Genomic DNA, 19,227 nt, shown 5'->3' with positions numbered 1-19,227 from the left:
GTGGTGTGTATTTGCCCTGTGTCAGAACACCTTACCTAAGGCGGCCCGCAGCAGATCCATGTCAATGGGTTTTGCCACATGGGCATTCATCCCTGCCTCCAATGCCGCCTGGACATCTTCCGCAAAGGCATTGGCTGTCATAGCTATGATCGGTACCTCCTTTGCATCCCTACGGTCCAGGCTGCGGATTGCGCGGGTTGCTTCATATCCGTTCATTCCAGGCATCTGGATATCCATCAGTATGGCATCATAGGTCCCTGGTTCTGCTGATCGGAAGGCTTCCACCGTTCGGACTCCGTCTTCCCTGCGTACACAGGAGGCCCCTTCCATATAAAGGAGTTCGCGGAGGATTTCAGCATTGATCTCATTATCCTCGGCCACCAGAAAGCGGCGTCCGGTCAATAGGTCCGTCATCTTGGAATCAGAGGTCTCTCCCTTGTCCGCGTTCACGTTTAAAGAAGGTTCTGCCTTTTCAAACTCCAGTTCCACGGTAAATCTGCTGCCCTGTCCGATCCTGCTCTCCACTGAGATTTCGCCTCCCATTATATCAACCAGTCTCTTTGCAATGCTTAACCCCAAACCGGTGCCTTCGATCTGTGCCGCTGCCTGTTCCCGGGTAAATGGTTCAAAAATATGCTTCAGGAATTCTCCGCTCATTCCAATTCCCGTGTCCTGCACGGTAAACCGGTACCGTATATCCGCCTGCGTATGATCCGTTGCAGGTTCTTCCGCCTCTGCACCCGCCCCTGCATCCGCCGGTGCATGATCAGGCGCAAACTCTTCCACAAAAAAATCCACCCTGCCGCCAGCAGGGGTAAACTTAATCGCGTTGCTCAACAGATTGATCAGAATCTGATTGATCCTCAGTGAGTCACCGTAAAAAGCGGTATGGGAAACCTGCTCCAGGCAAACAGACAGCCGCACGCCCTGCTCCCTGGCCTGGGGGATCAGGATCGCAGTCAGCTGGTCCACGATATCGGGAAGCAGAAGCTTCATATGGTTCAGTGATATCCTGGACTGCTCGATCCGGCTCATATCCAGCACATCATTTACCAGGCTTAGTAAATGCCTGCTGGATACAGTAATCTTTTGCAGGCAGTCCTCCAGCCTCTTCCTGTCATCCATATGAGCAAAAGCCAGGGTCGTCATGCCCACAATGGCGTTCATGGGGGTGCGGATATCATGGCTCATGGCGGATAAGAAATTACTTTTTGCCTCATTGGCCGCCTCCGCGTTGGCCAGAGCGTTTTCCAATTCCGTTTTCACCTTGCGCTCCTCAGCGATCATGTCCGTAACATCCGCCCGGACCACACAGACCGTATCATGATTCCTGTTACCCCAAAGCATACTGAACTGTTTATACCTGAGACCATTTTCGCATTGGCAGGCTGCTACAAAATCATATCCAGACGGCTCCTGTTCCAGCCGGTTAAGGATCCAGCGGATCTGAAACTGATCCTGCACATCCTTTACGGATTCAGACACGATATCGTGATCAGTAAAGATCCCAACCGCTTCCTCATAATTCTCTATGGTGTCAGGGAGCAGGTTTTCCAGGACCATGTTTCTGGTGTACATGGTAACGCTCCCGCTGCTGATATCCAGCAGTCCCATGAGTTCAAATGTATATGCCATCATGTGCAGCAGCCCCTGCTGTTCCCTGACAGAATCCGTGATATCCGTACACACCATGCAATAGCGCTCCAGGAGAGGTTCAATGGAGGCAATGGTCATGTTCTTTATGCGGATATCCCCATGATTTGCCGTGGAAAAGGTAATGGTATAGGGACCTTTCTTTAATCTTCTGCGCATTTCTTCCGCATCCAGCGCATGTACAAACTGTCTGCTGTCCTTTGGCAGCACTACAGAATCTGCCATATTTGCCGCCTGACCCGAATGAGAACCTTCAAGAGGCGGAATGTAGGAAGCGCCTTTGTAATAAGCCAGTATCCTGTAGGAATCATGGAGAAGGTCCACATCCACCACAAAGTCATGGCTGGTCACAGAAAGCTGATGGAAGATCCGTTCCGATATGTTTTCTTCCGTGATGTCGGTAACCGTAAGGATTCCTATGACCTCCCCCGCCTCCGGCCCTGTGAGAAGATTCACTTTGAACTGGACGAAACGCCCGTATTTCTCCTCCGGCAGCTGGATGAAGCATTTCATCACCTGCTCTGTTTTATTCTGGGAGTATGCTTCCAATAGAGATTCATTCATAAACATGTTTAAAAATGTTTCGTAATCCTCTTTATCTGTGATCATCCCCGCAAGCCCCTGAAAAAAAACATCCCGGCTGGTCCCAAACCGCTTCACAAGAGCGGAATTTGTGGAATCCCTCATTTCCACAACACGGTCTCGGGAAATATTACTGTGCCCCAGGATCAGTTCATTGGCTCCTGTCTTATGATAATGCTCCAGAAGTTGCTCATCGTACCGGCGCCGCAGCTGTTCCTGCTCTTTGACCGTCTTGGTGATATCCGTGTACACAATGTAGATCCGGAGGATGTCATCCGTTGAAGGCAGCATGGACAGCATACTGCTGGTCCAGAGATAAGTTCCATCCTTCCGCTGCATACGTGCGATCAGTTCGCATGACCCTTTTTTGCTCTTTAAAAATTTATTTAGCTTACGCAGATTCTTCTTCACGTCCTCGGGATGGATATTTGCAAAGATATCTTCATCATACAGGCGTTTCGCCTCCTCCACGGTCCGCTGCATCATGGCAGCAAAGCCCGGAGAAATAAATTCCAGCTTCATGGTCCCGTCCGGACTATATGCCATCATGGAAATACCCCCGGGGAACTGTTCTACAATGCTTCTAAAGTAAAGATCCAGACGTTCTTTATCCCTTCGGGTCTGGACTATCTCAGTGACATCCCTTACGTATTTTACATAAGCAGGAATGCCGTTCCAGTCAGTCTCAATGGAACGGGTATAGGTGATCCGCTCAGTTCCGTCTTCTTTAATCTCATACTCTTCGCCTTCCATCCTGCCAGCCATAATGCCGCAGAATCCGCAAGGCGCCTTTTGGTGATGGAGGGCAGCATAACATTTTTCGCCAAGACAGCCCGGCGCTGGTGAAAGTATGCTGTCGGTTTCATTGACATAGAGCAGTTCAAAGGTATCCTTTGCAATGACATAGATGCTGTCCGCGGTTTCGTTGGTGATATTCTGATATAAGCGGCTTTCCGAGGACAGCCCTGTGAACACGGCATAGAACATGGCGGCCACAGAGGAGGATTTAATCTGCCGTCCATTTAAGTGAACCCAGATCAGACGGCCGTCTTTGTGGCGCATCCGGTAAGATACATCTAAAGCCTCCCCCCTTTCCAGCGCTTTTGCAGCGGCTGCCATTACCCGGTCCCGGTCAGCCTCATAGATGACATCCAATGCATCGTTTTTAGCCATTTCATTGTATTCTTCCCTGGTGTGGCCGGAGATTTCCATAACACCGTCCGAGAAATAGACGGGGACAAAGCGGCCCTCCCTCACCTCGTAGCTTGCGATTCCACCCGGAATGGAATTTACAAGGTGGTCCAACTCCTGTTCCAGCAGCTTTTGTTTGCTGATGTCAGAGATATACTCAATATGTGCCGGGCGGCCGGCCCAGTCAATATCCTTTCCAACAAACCGGTAGGTATGGCCGTTCTCAGGATCATAAAGTTCACGGAGCGCGGATTCCTCCTGTCCAACCCTTCCTGACGGACAGGTAGGACAGGGACTGTCATATCCAAACGCCTGATAACAGGTCAAAGGGCTGTCCTTTCCCTTTTTGGATATTCTGGAACACGCAGCTTTATTTGCATAAAGAAGCTCCCGGTTGTCCAGAGAACTGATAATAATGGTTGTTGGTGAATGATCCAATATGGACTCTAGCTGGTCCATGGAAATCCCTGTATCCTTTGTCATTGCTGGAATACTCCTCTCACGCCGTCCGGGCTGAATCACTGCAGATTTTATTTCCCTATGTTCACATACATAATAATGCTTCCAGTATACCAAATTTTATTGGGAATAGCAACGTTTTACAAGTAACCGCAATCATGTTATACTTGCTATGGTATATTAAATAGTTAAAACGAGGTGAATACGTGAAAAATGATATGGAACGGTGCCAAATTGTATATGATGTTCTGAAGACACATATACAATTTGGCGCCTATCGCTTTGGCGATGTTCTCCCCACAATGGAAAACAACACTGAAAACTTCCTTGTATCACTGGATACCATACGCAGCGCTTATCTCCAGTTGGAACAGGAGGGATATGTTACCCTGTCCCAGAATGTGGGGTCAACCGTCATTAAGGATTACGGGGAACAGGAAATAGAACAGCATGTCCAGCTTTTCTTTTCCCCTAGAAAGAGCGCATTGATCGATCTGAGCAGATCTTTGCGTCCGCTCTTTACCAATGCCCAGTGGATCGGCCTGAAAAATGCCCCAGGGGAGATTTACACCAATATGATGGAACGAAAGAGGAATCATGGCCTGCAGCCTTTTATAGCATTTAACCATATGATGCAGGCATACGACTCCCTGGGCAACGACCTACTTACCCGGCTCCTCTGGCAGGTCTATATGTTCTTTGAAGCTCCTTTTTTATGTGTGCCGGACAATCCATGGTGTGATTATGCCGTCAATGAATTTGCCCCCCGGTCCCTGGACTTTTGTCTTAACCAGGACTGGGACCCTCTCAGGGAATTGATCTGTCAGGCCCAGGATTTCCTGTCTGTGTCCTTATGTGAATTTTATAAGGAACGGATCACACTGCCGCCGCAGGATGAGATTTCCTTTACTTGGAATTCCTATAAAAAGGCGTCACAGATCTGCTATTCCCTTGCCATGGACCTGCTGATCGACATCAGCCTTGGCCGTTATCCGGTGGATACGCTGCTGCCCTCCCTTAACAGACTGTCCAAAGAGAGGAATGTGTCTGTGAGCACAGTACGCCGCACCCTCTCCCTGCTCAACGGCGTTGGCGCGGTCAAGTCCATGAAACGAATCGGAACCAAGGTCCTTCCTTTTCATGAGACGGCGGGTAACTGCGACTTTGATAACCCGGTGGTCCGCAAACGTCTCTTGGATATGGCGCAGAGCCTGCAGATCTTAACACTGTCCTGTAAAGAGGTTTCAGAACTTACAATATCATCCTTAGATGCTGAACAAATGCAGAAAAGCATAGAATTCCTGACTACAATGGAAGCGCGTCAGATGTATCATCTTATTGCTTATGACGCCCTTGACCTGTTAAGGCAGTTTGCCCCCTACCGGGCGGTCCGTACCGTTTACAGCGAGCTTTTAAAGCAGCTCTTCTGGGGATATGGCCTGCGCAGTATGTGGAAAGAAGATGAGGGACAGACCGATTTCTGTCTCTCATCTTATAAGACCTTACTCCAGTCCCTGAAAGACAGGGATCCCATCCGTTTTTCCGGTGATCTGGAAGCACTCATGATCCATGAGTTCCGTCTTGCAATCACTAAACTGGTCCGGCTGGGAATCGGAGAAGCAGAAAGACTTCTGATCCCTGACCTTTAGGTAAAGTTACCTGACCCTGGAACAAAAGGCTTGTGCACAAAGGCTTGTACGCAAAGCAAAGAACTCTTTCAAATCTTAGGAAAGGAAGAAATGATTAAAATACCAAACCAGGCCAATCTAAAGTTCCAAATGATGACAGATAACTCACTGCACCCCAACAACCATAATAAAAACAGCAAGAATCTGCAGCATCCTGGACACCAAGACACCCCTTGCTATTTTTTATTTCTTTTGTTATACTTATGGCAATAATTAGGTATGTGAACATAGAATTGCAGTTTTTAGGACGGGTGGCCAAACAATGGATATCAAAAAAAGATACAAACGAAGGGATTCTGATCCGCCGCAGTTGTCAGGAAGAACATGTCCTGCAGGAATCGATTTATTAAAGGTCGGTGTTATCTGCTGTTTGTTGGATGACTCCTTAACAATTTTATGGGGGAACTCCGGCTTTTTCCGCCTTACAGGATATACAATGGAAGGATTTTATCATCTCTTCTCAAGTCTGGAGGAGTACTACCGTCCGTTTCCCGATGATTTCACAGCAATACGCCATGAGGCGGCTCAGGCAGCCTCCACAGGTGATCCTAATCTTGATATGACCATCCGGCTGCCCCGGAAGGCAGATGGTTTTTCCTGGGTACGCCTTCTGGGGACCATAACCGCGGATCCGGCAGCAAGGAGCCCGGTGCTCCAATTGGAATTAGCCGATGTAAACGCGCTGGCCTTTGAAAAAGAAGAACAGGCCCGGCTATGCCAACAGCAGCACCATTGCTTCCAATCGGTGCTGGATACATACGAAGGAAATGCCTATGTCAGTGATATGGATACATATGAGCTTCTTTATCTGAATCATACTTCCTGCGAGGTTCTTGGCATGCCGGCAGCGAAAACAGTTGGCCGTAAGTGTTATGAAGTGATCCAGGGACGTACCTCCCCCTGCCCTTTCTGCACCAACTGCAAACTGAACAAAGATAATTTTTATAAGTGGGAGTTCTATAATCCCACTCTGGGCCGGACATTTATGATCAAGAATCTGGAGATCGGCTGGAAGGGGCACCGGGCACGGCTGGAACTCTCCCATGATATGTTCAGCGCGGAGTATAAACTGGCTAAAAAGGACCAGGAGCGGGATGCGCTGATCAACAGTGTCCATGGCGGATTTGCGCGGGTGGATGCCAGAGATATGAGGACAATCCTCTGGTATGGCGGCGGCTTCCTGGACCTGATCGGCTATACAGGGAATGAATTTGAGCAGGTGCTGCATTCCCAGTGTACCTATGTGCACCCGGATGATATTGTCCATATAACTGATATTATGGATCAGTCAAGGGTGACCGGAAAACCCACAGCGGCCGAAGGGCGTATTGTCACTTATCATGGCGCTCTCAAAATACTGGCACTGTCCTTCAGCTTTGTCAGTGCCCAGGACAGCTGGGACGGCATCCCCTCCTATTACAGCGTGGGCCTTGACGTAACCAAGGAGCGCATGGAGCAGGCGAGACAGAGGCAGGTGCTGGAGGATGCCTGTAAGACAGCCCGGATTGCCAGTGATGCAAAAACCAACTTCCTCTCCTCCATGTCCCATGATATCCGTACACCTATGAATGCCATCATAGGCATGTCGGTCATTGCACAGTCAAATCTGAACTCACCAGATAAAATACAGGACTGCCTTGCAAAGATCAACACCTCCAGCCGCCATCTGCTGAATCTGATCAATGAGGTTCTGGATATGTCCAAGATTGAAAGCGGGAAGATCGATCTGATATATGAGGAAGTCTCCCTTCCCAAGCTGATCGAAGATGTGATGGATGTATTCCGCCCTCTGGTAGCGGAAAAATATCAGACACTGCAGGTAAATGCCAATCGGGTCCGCCATGAACATGTGGTGACAGACAAGGGACGCCTGCAGCAGGTGCTTGTAAATCTACTCTCCAACGCCGTCAAATATACGCCTGAAGGCGGGAACATCGGGCTGCGGATCCAGGAAACCCCGTCTTTTGCAAAGGGCAAGGGACAGTATTCTTTCGTGGTCACCGACTCAGGGATCGGAATGCATGAGGACTTCATCTCCCATGTCTTTGAACCATTCTCCCGGGCAGATGACGCCAGGATCAACAATATCCAGGGCACCGGCCTTGGAATGGCGATCACACAGAATATCGTACGCATGATGAACGGCACCATCGAGGTGAAAAGCACTCCGGGAAAAGGCAGCCAGTTTGTGGTTGCCGTTACCTTTGATCTGTGCAGTGAGCCGGAAACAGATGACGGGGAACTGGCCGGACTGCCTGTTTTGGTGGCGGATGACGACCAGGCCATATGTGAAAGTGTTTCAGAAATCCTGAATGAACTGGGAATGCAGTGCAGCTGGGTTCTGTCCGGCAGGGAAGCCGTGGACCGTGTTGTTAAGGCCCATGAACAGTCGGATGACTTTTTTGCAGTGATCCTGGACTGGATCATGCCCGATATTGACGGTCTGGAAACCCTGAAGCTGATCCGCACAAGGGTTGGCCCGGATATGCCCATTATCATTATTTCCGCCTACGACTTTTCTGAGATTGAGGATAAGTTCCGGCTGGCAGGCGCAGATGCCTTTATCACAAAACCTTTATTTAAATCAAAAATAGTATATGCTTTCCAAAAATTCCGCAGAAACGACCGTTCTGAATCCCGGAGCGCCATGCACACACGGCCAAATGCTGCCTTAAACGGTAAAAAGCTTCTGCTGGCAGAGGATAATGAACTCAACCGCGAGATTGCAATGGAACTGCTTAAGGCCCATGGCCTTTTGATCGATACAGCGGATAATGGTCTCATGGCAGTGGACCGGTTTAAAACCTCTGCTCCCGGAGAATATGCCTGCATTCTGATGGATATCCAAATGCCCGTCATGGATGGTTACAAAGCAACAAGAGCGATCCGCGCCCTGGAACATGAGGACGCCCATACCATCCCGATCCTGGCCCTGACAGCCAATGCATTTGCATCCGATATAGGAAAAGCCCACAGTGCGGGAATGAATGACCACATTGCAAAACCCATTGATGTGGAACTGCTTATGGAAACTTTGGGGCAGTGGATCGGATAGAGCATGTAATTTCCTCTCATTCACGCCCCTCTCATTCACGCCCCGCTCAGACACATTCCCTCTCCGCCATCTGCTTCCCCATATAAACATTCCTCCTCTGAATTTTCAATATTCTCTCGGAATCTCCTGGTGCTCAGATTTGCGAGGAGACTCCAAGAGTACTGCCATAGAGGAAGTTATCATACCATTATTCCCGTTTTGTCATGATCCTGTTTGAGAGATATTAATCATTCGTTTCTTTTTTGTCTGCCGGAAGAATATATCATATAAATTCCAATCAGCGATACGGTCCCACAGACTGCGGCTCCGGAAATCCCATTCATCAGCCTGGGATCCGGCTCTCCATCACCAAAAGACACAAGAAGGGCAGCCTGTAAAGACATCATTGATACCAGGGCATCTGCATAACCCACATTACGGACAGCGACCAAAAGCGGCGATTTCAGCCATGTGTCGGAAGAAACAAGCCCTTCATGGGGAGCGATAACAAGTATCTGGTCTTTCAGGCTCCTGTCCTTATCCTCCTTCACAGCCCGGCCCTGATAAAGATAACAGCCGTTTGTCCCAGCGAAGTCGGCGGCATCATTGACGATTTAATACACCCTCTATATTCTTTTTTTCAAAAAGAAAACGGCGGTCTGAATTTCTTCAAAACCGCCGCCTCTTTTTTTAAGAAGCAACACGAAATACCTCCGCAACGATGGTTTTTTCTTTCACCGTTATAGCGGTAGGAATTTTATAAATCTATGTAATTTATTTCATAGCTATATAATGTTGGTTTGAGTTATTTATGTAGGTTTTCTAAATATATCAATCGCATGGCTTGTTATACCTATTAAATCCATTCGCTCACAAATAGCGAAATGATACTTTAAATATAATTCAAAAGTATCTTGATTCATTTTATCTATGGCGTCACGCATAAGTAATGCGGTACCATCTGCTGCTACATAATGTAAACGATTTACAGAGAATACAGACATTATGTGATCAATATCTTCTTTACGAACAAGTTCAAATAAATCTTTTGGCTCAGATTTTGCAGCAAATGTTTTTGAATCGAGCAGACCATTTTTTATATATTCAGCAACATTGATATTGCCATGCATAAATCCTTCATCAAGGAGGCAGCCATCTGATATAACATAAGCAGCAAAAACAATTCCTCCCGGTTTTGTTACGCGAATCGCTTCCCTTAAAGCCTGCCGTTTATCTGTGACATTGTATAAATGATAAAGTGGTCCCAAAATCAGGGTAATATCATATGTGTTATCAGAAAAAGCAGATAAATTAATGGCATTACCTTGTGTAATAGTTATGTTTTCACCTGGTTGTGTATTTTTACGGAAGATTTCTATATTATGCTCTACTAATTCTACTGCATCAATAGCATGGCCTTGGCGAGCCAATGCATGTGAATACCTTCCTGTTCCAGCTCCGATTTCAAGTATATGATTGCCAGGTGTTACATATTTTTCAATGTAACGCATAGTGGTAAGAAATTCAACAGAGCCATGCTTTAATAGCAACCGTTTTTCCTCATCATAATTGCTATAAAAGTCAATTAAGTATTGATTTGATTGCACCTAACAAACCTCCTTTGCGTTTAATCTAGTAAAATTATATTTCTAAATGCCAATCAGGTTTTTCTTGCTTTATCAAAATGGATAATACGTTTATCACCATTTTTTGAGCGCTATCTTTATCCAGCTTCATTTTCTTTGTTGCCGTAAGAACAGCAATACCATGAGAGTATAAAAATAAATCCAAAAAAATTGTTTTTGCTTTTTCTAATCTGATTCCGATAGATTCAGAAAAGTCATTAGCTCTTTTTTCATTATCTTCTTCTTTATAAAAATCTGTTGCTTTTGACATATTTAAGTCCATATCATCTATGAACAAAAACTTAAATAAATAGGTTTCATCTTGAGCAAATTCAATGTATGATAGTGGGTAAACTAAAGAAGAATTGATTTTTTCCGAATCACGATAAGATGTAACAAACTGTTCATAGTATTTATACGCAAAATTAAGAAAATCCTTTTTTACTTCATCCATATTTTCATAGCAAGTGAAAATTGGTCGAGTAGAACATTGCAATTTATTGGCAATACTTCTTGCGTTTACCGTTTCAAAGCCGGTTTCTTTTGTGATTTCTAAAACAGTATTCAATATCTTTTCTTTTGTTATTTTTGCTTTTGGTGGCATATTAGTTTCTCCTTCCAGCTTTCGCGTCACTTATGTTGTATAACAACTGTTGCATAACATAAGTGATTTGTCAAGCATATATTGAAAATTGATACTTGTTTACGTTAAGCCAACTTGTCACGAAGCTATGTAATAGATTTTGGGGAAATAAATGACATTCCGGCTCTTCGGCCGGAACGTCAAACATCTGCTTGTTGGGGAACCTCCCCAAACCCGGCTTCGGGCCAACATGGCCCGAAGAGTCAGCATCGCTTCGCTCCTTATATTGGCTTGAGGCCATAAAATAGCAGAGACTCATTATAATCCCCTGCTATTTTTGTACTAACATAATAAATTGATTTTTTGAAAAACTCTCAACGTCATTGAGAGTTTTTATCCTCATCCACCATTTCCGTTAATTCCTTAAGTTTCTTTTGTAAGATTTCCTTGCTGATTAGTTTCGTCCGATATTCGGAAATCATGGTTGGACTCATGTTCCGGCTCGGGGCATATTCAACAACGTCCTCGTCCTTGCTCTTGCAAAGAATAATGCCAACGCTGGGATTTTCGTGGGGCTTCTTTACATCCCGGTCTAACGCTTCCAGATAGAACTGCATTTTTCCCAGGTATTCCGGTTTGAAATCATCAATTTTCAACTCAATTGCAACAAGGCATTGTAGTTCCCTATGAAAAAAGATTAAATCCGTATAATAGTCGTTCTTTCCTACTTGAAGATGATATTCTTCTCCCATAAAAATAAAATCCCTGCCAAATTCCAGTAAAAACTTTTTCATGTTCTTCAAAATGGCCTTTTTCAAATCATATTCCCTATAAGGCTCTGGCAGATCTAAAAACTCCAACATATACATGTCCCTGATTATGTTCGCAGGCGCAGCCTGGGATATGGCGGAAGGCGCCTTACCGTCTGATAGCATTAAACGCTCATAATATCCGCTGATCATTACATTTCAGAAAAATGAAATACCGCTCTTTGAAAGAACGGTAGAAGTTGCAGGTTGGTAGTCCATTTTTATTGTAATCCTTTGTACACTGAAGCAAGTATTGCAATAAACAGAACGCCGATTATATCTGTGATCGCCTGAGCCCCATAGATCGCCAGCACACTGTAAGCCGGTTTTACCAATGCCGGAAGGATCAAGAGAAGGGGCACATACAAGCATTTACTGAACGCAGATACAAGCAGGGATTGTTTTTTCATCCCTCTGGCAATAAAGGACTGGATCAGCGTGGACTGCACACCGGAGAACAGCATGCCAAAGACATAAATTCGGATCAGGTTTTTGGAAACCGCGATCACCTCACCGCTCTCCGTAAACATTTTGGAAAAGCTTCCGGGAACAGCCATCAGAAGCAGCCACAGGACCGCAGCGTAAACGGTTGTTATAACAATGGAACAGGTAATGGCCTGGCGGACCCGGTCTTGTCTCCCCGCGCCGTAATTATAGCTTATAACCGGCTGCAGGCCCTGGCAGAAACCATTGACCGGCTGCCGTATAAAGGAGGAAGTCGCGGTAACGATCGTTCCCACGGAGATTGCAAGCGTGGCCCCGTCAATGGCAAAGCCGGACAGCGCGGCTGCGCCATATTTTCTCAAAGAATGGTTTAAAATAATATTGACAAGACTTTCCGCCCCGGTTGTGATAAAGTTAGAGATCCCCAATGCCACAATGCTGCCAAGAGTCTGTCGATCAGGTATCAGATTGCACCTTCTCAGGCGGATTACCGAGCGGGAGGATATCAGATATCCAACCACCCAGGCTGCCGATACCGCCTGACCGATCACTGTGGCCCATGCAGCTCCTGCCACTCCCATGTCCATGACCAGAATAAACACCGCGTCTAATACAATGTTGATCACGGCACCGATGATCACGGAAATCATACCAATGAATGTTTTCCCCTGGGTATTAATAAAAACATTCATTCCCGTTATCAGCATGGAGAAGGGAATGCCCATGCTGATGATTCTCACATATTGGACTGCATAGGGAAGATTTGCTTCGGTGGATCCAAACAAGGGCAATACCGCCCAGGGCTACTGCTCCGATCCCCGGTATCCTTCCCACAAAAATACGGTCAACAATATTGTAAAGCATACTGACAAACTGTGCGACAACCATGGGAACCGCGGTCCGTACCACCAGCTTTCTGATATTACCTTGTGATAAATCTATTTTCTTCATGTCCGAACCTTTTTTATTTTTTGATTTATTATGCTGGTGTTTTTATTTCATCAGCTCATTTGTAAGCTCCATGATCTTAGGCGCCAGCTTCTCCCTCTGTCTTTTTGTAATACACCGGTACAGGGGAAATGAGGCCCCGATTCCGGCAATGCCCAGAAGGCCAATCCCAATGCCGGGAATAAACATAGTATCCGCCCATACCATTGTGCAGCACATGCCAATGCCAAGAAAAAGTGTGCTGGCGATTCCCAAAACCAGTGAAACTGCCATACCCTTTTTTGTTGCGCTTTCGTCCAGTTTTCTCAGCTGCTCCATCTTATTTTCTTCCGGACGAAGATATTTCTGACGAATCTGTTTGATCTCCTCCTGTTCTCCCGCGGAGTAAGTATATATGAATTTTTTCTCATTCTCTTCCATAAAAATAAACCTCCAACCCTATGTTCATTTTTCCGGCGATGACTGATTCCCCCGCCCTCCGGACGGGATCTTTTTCAGCCGCACGGTGAATGTGCTCCCCTCTCCCAGTTTACTCTCTATGGATATATCGCCTCCGACAATATCCACCACCCGTTTTACCAGAGCAAGCCCCAGGCCGTTTCCCTGGGTGGCATGGGAGCTGTCCCCCTGATAAAACTTTTCAAACATGCGTTTTCCCACCTCATTGCTGATTCCGCAGCCTGTATCTGATATTTTTATCACTGCCATTGTGTTATCTGATTTTAAACTGACTGTGATTTTTCCTCCCGGCGGTGTGAATTTTATGGCATTGGACAAAAGATTATTCCAGACCAGGTCAAGCAATTCCTCATCAGACTTTACTTTTACCCGTTCCTCTATATCCACCTCTACCTCCAGATCTTTCCGTTCCAGCACATTATCAAGACGTATGATACACTCAGACAGCTGGGTATCTAAATCAAACTCCTTTGTTTCCGGAAAAATCTGCTGGTTTTCCAGCTTGTTCAGCTTTAAGATATTGGTGATGAGCCCTGTCAGTCTGCGGCATGCATCCACTATCGCCCCTGCATACTCTTTCTTTTTTTCTTCCGAAAGCTCTGCATTTTGCAATAAAGAAGCATAGTTTTGAATGACTGACAGCGGAGTTTTTATTTCATGGGATACATTGGAAACAAAGTCGGTGCGCAACGTTTCCACCCCGGACAGTTCCTCTGCTATCCGGTTAAAATTTTCAATTAACACATCAAGTTCATTGGTATTGTCAAAATCATGGGCAAGAGGGATCCGGACAGAGTAATCGCCTCCTATCAATTTCTGGGAGGCTTTTAAAATCCGTTTCATCGGATACTCCAGCGTTATCTTACGGTAGATCCCATCTAAAACCGTTAAGATCAGGCTGATCAGCACAACATTCATGGCTGTCAGTTTAGCGCTTTCACGGACACTTCCATAGTCCGGTTCAAGATGGCTCAAAAATAGCAGCAGACAGCAGGTGATGGCAAATGTAATGATCAGAAAATAAAAAAAATATGACTTGATGGAAAACAGGCTTCTTTTATAGCTTAGCTCGGCAGGCTTGTCTTTCATTGCAGCACCGCCTTATATCCAAGTCCGCGGACTGTTTTCAGTGAAAAGCCATCACATGCGGAAAATTTCTTTCGGATTCCCGTGATATATACATCAACTGCCCGCAGCCCGATATCGCTCTCCAATCCCCAGAATTCATCCATCAGCTGCCCTCTGGAAAATGTCTTATTGGGATAAGACAGCAGTTTATACAGAATATTAAACTCTCTGGTTGTAACCGGAAGCTCTGTTCCATCTACAACAGCGGTCACCGCATCCGCATCCAATGTCAGGTTGCCGATGGTTATCTTTCTCTCCACCTCTATATTGGCCCGGCGGAGCAGGGCACGCACACGCAAAAGCAGTTCCTCCACCTCGATGGGTTTTACCATATAATCGTCAATCCCAAACTGAAATCCTTTTTGCTTGGAATTCAAGTCATCCTTTGCAGACATAAACAGGATGGGGATTGTCTTATTTACCTGCCGGACGGTTCTGGCAAATTCAAACCCGTCAATTTCCGGCATCATAATATCCGATATGATCAGGTCATATAACGTGTTATACATTTCATCATACGCATCCCGGGCATTTAAACATCCCTTAGTTATAAAACCGCTGTTATTCAAATAAGAACATACAAACCGATTCAGTTCAGAATCATCCTCCACGATTAAGATATGGACCATAGTAACATCTCCTTCCATTCCGTATGACAATATTACTTTTATATAGAGTATACCATACCTTTTGTTTGAGAATTGTTAAAATTCATTCTTGGCCTGACATGTACCTCTTTCTAATGAGTCTTCCTCTCCTCTGCCAGATGTTTTTTGCTTCCGTTTTTGACTTTAGCGTATTATTTCAAACCTTTACAGATTGGGATTAAACACAGCAGCAAAACAATACCCACAATTCCTATGACAATACCAGGTACCAGCATGTTCCATACCATTGTCAAGCACATACCGCTGCCAAGCACCAGGGCGCCTGCAATGCCGAGTACCACAGATCCCACCGCTTTGGCATTCAGCTGTATTGCAGGTTTTCCCTCCATTTTGCGGCGCACGGACAGCATTGCCAGCAGCACAACCGCGCCAACGGCCGATACCAGAATCCCCTGCCTAAATGCGTTCCACTCAGGTAACAGGCACATACACATGCCGATCCCGAATAAAATCCCTCCAACAGTTCCCATGATCAGTGATACAAAGTTTTTCTTTTCCATGAAATGATCCTCCATTCTTGTTTTGTGTACGCCAGCGTACATTTTTTAGTGATATCTCACTGGATGATTGCATTGTATCCCATGATTGTTATTGGAATGATTGAGAATTGTTTGAGAATTATTAAATGTAATAAGAAATCGGCCCCTTTCTAACATCAACTTCCCGAAGCCGGTGCCAGGTGATGATATCCAGCCGCAGGGAAGATTCCCTCAAGCGTGCCCAGGATGAAATTAAGGCAGGCGGCGGCGCGGATATCCTATACCATGCAGGGGATGCTTCCAAAGAGGAGGATGTGACAGCTCTCCTGTCAGATGCCCTGGAAAAGATGGGAACGGTTGATATTCTTGTTAACTCCCAGGGGGTCAACAAGAAATTTCCCGGAACCGAGTTCCCGGCAGATACGTGGGATGCCATGTTTGATGCCAATGTAAAATCAGTCATGCTTACCTGCAAGCATTTTGGCCGGTACATGAAGGTACATGACATTCACGGCAAAATCATCAATCTCTCCTCTGTCATCGGGATCCGGGCCGTTGGCAGCGGCGGCGGAGCCGATGCCAGTTATGTCACATTCAACCCCAAAGCATGGGAAAGACCAGCGGATTATCCCTTCCCCATCCGCGAACCGGAAACCACGTTTTGCTCCGGCAGTATCAGGTTTATCCGTCCTGATCCAGACGATATGCCTACCTACTAGCCCATTGCACAGTATCTGGCCGATTTGAAGATCAAGCGGTATCTGGGAGCACAACACACCTTCTACAATGACCCCTGCGACTACTCTCAGGTATACCGCGTGAAATAAACTAACAATTCCAGGAGGAAATCACAATGTCTATTGAAAAAAAAGTATTGCGTATATGGTGAATGGCGCGAGTCCAAAACCGATATTTATATGTCTGTAACCGATTCCAACACCGGCGAAGTGATCGCCGAAGTGCCGCGCTGCACCCAGGAGGAAGTAGAAATAGCGATCACCTCGGCGCAAGAGGCTTCTCCCACCCCCTTAACCGCCATCCGGATCCTGGGGTTATTCTACACTGAAGCAGGATTTCCCAAGGGCGTTGTGAATCTGGTCACATGCAGCCACCACGAAGCGGATATTCTTCTCACCGACCCCAGGGTCAAGGCCGTAACCTTTGTCGGCACCACCGGCGTTGGCAAGGAGATCTATTCCAAGGCGGCTGCTAACGGCAAGCGTGTCCAGGCCCAGTGTGGGGCAAAGAACCATGCCCTGGTTCTGGAAGACGCTGATTTGGAGAACAGTGTCAATGCGGTCATCAACTCCTCCTTTGGCTGTAGGGGTATGCACTGCATGGCTTTGCCTGTCATCTGTGTTCAGGAGAGCATTGCCGATCAGTTTGTAGCTCTGCTCAAAAAGAAATCCCAGGAGCTTGTTGTAGGCTGGGCGGCGATGGGAAATAATCCGGCCTCGGCTTCCATTGTAATTGTAATCACCATGCTGACCCAGGTGTGCGGAGGGATCGAATGGGCAATCACAATCATTGGCTGTATGATGATCCTGCTATGCATCGGAGCAATGCTTATACCTGACACTCCCCAGGAGGCTGGGGAGAATCCGGCTAATCTGACGGATGAGGAGGCAGCCCTGGCGGCAGAAGGTGAACCGCCGGAGCAGGGGACACAGACCTACCGCTGTTTTCTGCGCACCAGAAAATTCTGGTTTGTCAGTCTGGGCGTGGGCATATACATGATGGTTACCGTGGGCGTAATAAGTCAGCTGATCCTACGGCTGACCAGTATCGAACTGTCCCGGAGTGCTGCTATGATAGCCATGTCGGTGTGCGCACTAATCGGCACGGTTGGAAGCTATCTGTGGGGAATGCTGGATCAGAAATGCAGCACAAAGAATGCAGCCGCGCTCTACGGCGTTTGGTATGCAACAGCAGTGGCCTTAAATATGGTGCCTAACCGTCTGTGTATCTACCTGTCCATCCTGATGCATCCAGCCTGAATTATTTAAGACATACATGAACTGCTTTGACCCTGCACTTGCTTTTTGTAAAACGCAATTCCGTAATCCAGGACTTCCGAATATCTGTTCCCCTATGGTTTTCCATCCATCCTCTTAAATTCGCTTACCGCCATCCTGATTGCTACGATCAATACAATCATATCCGTGATCACCGGTGCTGTGAATATACCATGTACCCCCAGTCCAGCCACATGCGGCATAATAATTGCAGCAGGAATATAGAGGACAATCTGGCGCAGGATCACCAATACACTTGCCTTCGTGGCCCTGCCCAGGGACTGCATCAGAGTCAGGACCACAATCCAGAAGCCTAACAGGATAAAGGATATAAAAAACAGGCGAAATGCCCCCGCTCCCTGTTCTGCCACAGAAAGAGTTGTTATAAACATGGATAGGATCGCTTTGGGTGCAGTCATAATCGGCAAATAGAAAATGAGTGCCAGCAAGGTTGCTGCTATGGAAAAAATTTTGGTTATGTATTTTACACGGTCATATTGCTTTGCCCCATAGTTGGTACCCACGGCCGGCTGATATCCCTGTGAAAGCCCCCACAAAGGAATGAAGGCAAAGGAAACCACACGATAAGTTGCCCCCAGAATAATCTGCCATGTATCGCCTCCATGCTGAGCAGCAAGGTTATAAAGCACGGTCTGCTGTACGAGCATCATAACCTGCATGAGCATAGCAGATACACCCACGCCGATAATTTCATGAAATAGATCTTTCTCAATACGTATAGCATGGATCCGCACTGCCCTGCTTTTCTTTTTAAAGTACCACAGTGTGGCAGCTGCATATGCGACCTGGGAAAGAATTGTTGCGTAGGCGGCCCCATCAATTCCCCGCCCATAGGGATTAAGAAGCAGAATGAAAACCGGATCAAGGATAATATTCATGACCGCGGAACCGGCGCTGAACATCATGGCCCGTTTAAGCAGTCCTTCACCGCGCATGATCATGTTTGCCGACTGTGCAAAGTTGACAAACAGACTGCCGGCAAAAATAATACGCAGGTATCGTGTTGCAAGCGATAGGATTTCACCTTTTGCACCGGAAAGCATCAAAATCTGCTTTGTAAAAATCATACCACCCGCCATAATGATAAGTGAAAATATGAGGTTTAGAGCAATTAAATTCCCCATGATCTTATCGATTACAGCCTGGTCCTTCTTCCCGATCGCCCTGGACAGGACCGAGGCAGAGCCAACGCCGATCAGGGTGGAAATCCCGGTATTGGCTAAAGTAAAGGGATAAGACACCGATACTGCGGCCATTGCACGATCTCCTATCATTTGCCCGACATAAACACCATCCATGAAATTATAAAGCCCTACCACCACCATTCCAACAATTGCGGGAACACTAAGTTTTGCTACCAGCTTCCACGGGCTGTCACTCAGCAGCATAGCCCGTGTATTCATTTTTTCAGACATCAGCACGCCTCCATTCTTATAGTTGA

General features: G+C 46.6%; 15 protein-coding genes and 1 pseudogene. 4 read left to right on the top strand and 12 right to left on the bottom strand.

Annotation, left to right across the window (positions count from 1 at the left end; all coding sequences use genetic code 11):
• Positions 1 to 21: 21 nt before the first annotated feature.
• On the bottom strand, positions 22 to 3,909 hold the full coding sequence (locus ABID13_RS24570; protein ID WP_048930369.1) for a PAS domain-containing hybrid sensor histidine kinase/response regulator: 3,888 nt from the start codon (positions 3,907 to 3,909) through the stop codon (positions 22 to 24).
• Between the two features lie 182 nt (positions 3,910 to 4,091).
• On the opposite strand from ABID13_RS24570, the gene ABID13_RS24565 reads away from it, so the two are divergent.
• Positions 4,092 to 5,534 (top strand): GntR family transcriptional regulator, encoded by a 1,443-nt coding sequence (locus tag ABID13_RS24565; protein ID WP_045092623.1) that lies wholly within the window; start codon positions 4,092 to 4,094, stop codon positions 5,532 to 5,534.
• A 301-nt stretch (positions 5,535 to 5,835) separates the two neighbouring features.
• On the top strand, positions 5,836 to 8,628 hold the full coding sequence (locus ABID13_RS24560) for a response regulator (RefSeq protein ID WP_334291750.1): 2,793 nt from the start codon (positions 5,836 to 5,838) through the stop codon (positions 8,626 to 8,628).
• A 443-nt stretch (positions 8,629 to 9,071) separates the two neighbouring features.
• On the opposite strand, the pseudogene ABID13_RS24555 reads toward ABID13_RS24560, so the two are convergent.
• The 10 genes and pseudogenes from ABID13_RS24555 to ABID13_RS24510 form a co-directional block, all read right to left on the bottom strand.
• Positions 9,072 to 9,221: pseudogene (locus ABID13_RS24555) on the bottom strand (recombinase family protein); the annotation flags it as partial.
• Positions 9,222 to 9,416: 195 nt separating this feature from the next.
• On the bottom strand, positions 9,417 to 10,214 hold the full coding sequence (locus tag ABID13_RS24550) for a class I SAM-dependent methyltransferase (protein ID WP_045092621.1): 798 nt from the start codon (positions 10,212 to 10,214) through the stop codon (positions 9,417 to 9,419).
• A gap of 34 nt (positions 10,215 to 10,248) precedes the next feature.
• Entirely contained in the window at positions 10,249 to 10,836 is a 588-nt protein-coding gene (locus ABID13_RS24545; protein ID WP_048930368.1) for a WHG domain-containing protein, read from the bottom strand.
• A 359-nt stretch (positions 10,837 to 11,195) separates the two neighbouring features.
• Positions 11,196 to 11,750 carry a PDDEXK nuclease domain-containing protein gene (locus tag ABID13_RS24540; RefSeq protein WP_330376744.1) on the bottom strand — a complete coding sequence of 185 codons (555 nt, stop codon included), beginning with the start codon at positions 11,748 to 11,750 and terminating at the stop codon, positions 11,196 to 11,198.
• 95 nt (positions 11,751 to 11,845) lie between these two features.
• Positions 11,846 to 12,808, bottom strand: a complete 963-nt coding sequence (locus ABID13_RS24535) for an MATE family efflux transporter (protein WP_197092193.1) — start codon at positions 12,806 to 12,808, stop codon at positions 11,846 to 11,848.
• Complete coding sequence (locus tag ABID13_RS24530; protein WP_007870824.1) at positions 12,744 to 13,019, bottom strand: hypothetical protein; 276 nt, start codon at positions 13,017 to 13,019, stop codon at positions 12,744 to 12,746. Before ABID13_RS24530 ends, ABID13_RS24535 begins: the two co-directional genes overlap by 65 nt.
• Before the next feature lie 42 nt (positions 13,020 to 13,061).
• A complete protein-coding gene (locus ABID13_RS24525; protein ID WP_007870822.1) occupies positions 13,062 to 13,436 on the bottom strand; it encodes a hypothetical protein in 375 nt (124 codons plus the stop codon).
• A gap of 24 nt (positions 13,437 to 13,460) precedes the next feature.
• Positions 13,461 to 14,564, bottom strand: a complete 1,104-nt coding sequence (locus ABID13_RS24520; RefSeq protein ID WP_048930365.1) for a HAMP domain-containing sensor histidine kinase — start codon at positions 14,562 to 14,564, stop codon at positions 13,461 to 13,463.
• The gene (locus ABID13_RS24515; RefSeq protein ID WP_007870818.1) at positions 14,561 to 15,232 is read right to left on the bottom strand and encodes a response regulator transcription factor; all 672 of its coding nucleotides are present in this window, start codon (positions 15,230 to 15,232) and stop codon (positions 14,561 to 14,563) included. Before ABID13_RS24515 ends, ABID13_RS24520 begins: the two co-directional genes overlap by 4 nt.
• A 170-nt stretch (positions 15,233 to 15,402) precedes the next feature.
• Entirely contained in the window at positions 15,403 to 15,771 is a 369-nt protein-coding gene (locus ABID13_RS24510) for a hypothetical protein (protein WP_007870816.1), read from the bottom strand.
• 182 nt (positions 15,772 to 15,953) lie between these two features.
• Here ABID13_RS24510 and ABID13_RS24505 point away from each other — a divergent pair, with 182 nt between their 5' ends.
• Positions 15,954 to 16,469, top strand: coding sequence for an SDR family NAD(P)-dependent oxidoreductase (locus ABID13_RS24505; protein ID WP_048930364.1), 516 nt, complete (start codon positions 15,954 to 15,956; stop codon positions 16,467 to 16,469).
• A gap of 141 nt (positions 16,470 to 16,610) precedes the next feature.
• A complete protein-coding gene (locus tag ABID13_RS24500) occupies positions 16,611 to 17,747 on the top strand; it encodes an aldehyde dehydrogenase family protein (RefSeq protein ID WP_048930363.1) in 1,137 nt (378 codons plus the stop codon).
• A gap of 92 nt (positions 17,748 to 17,839) precedes the next feature.
• Here ABID13_RS24500 and ABID13_RS24495 read toward each other — a convergent pair whose 3' ends face one another.
• Positions 17,840 to 19,201, bottom strand: a complete 1,362-nt coding sequence (locus ABID13_RS24495; protein ID WP_048930362.1) for an MATE family efflux transporter — start codon at positions 19,199 to 19,201, stop codon at positions 17,840 to 17,842.
• Between the last annotated feature and the right edge of the window lie 26 nt (positions 19,202 to 19,227).

Origin of the sequence: Enterocloster citroniae (assembly GCF_040545455.1) — a bacterium.
GTDB classification, from domain to species: domain Bacteria; phylum Bacillota; class Clostridia; order Lachnospirales; family Lachnospiraceae; genus Enterocloster; species Enterocloster citroniae.
The sequence above is the reverse complement of the archived record's forward strand: the minus strand, read 5'-3'. Positions and strand labels throughout refer to the sequence as shown.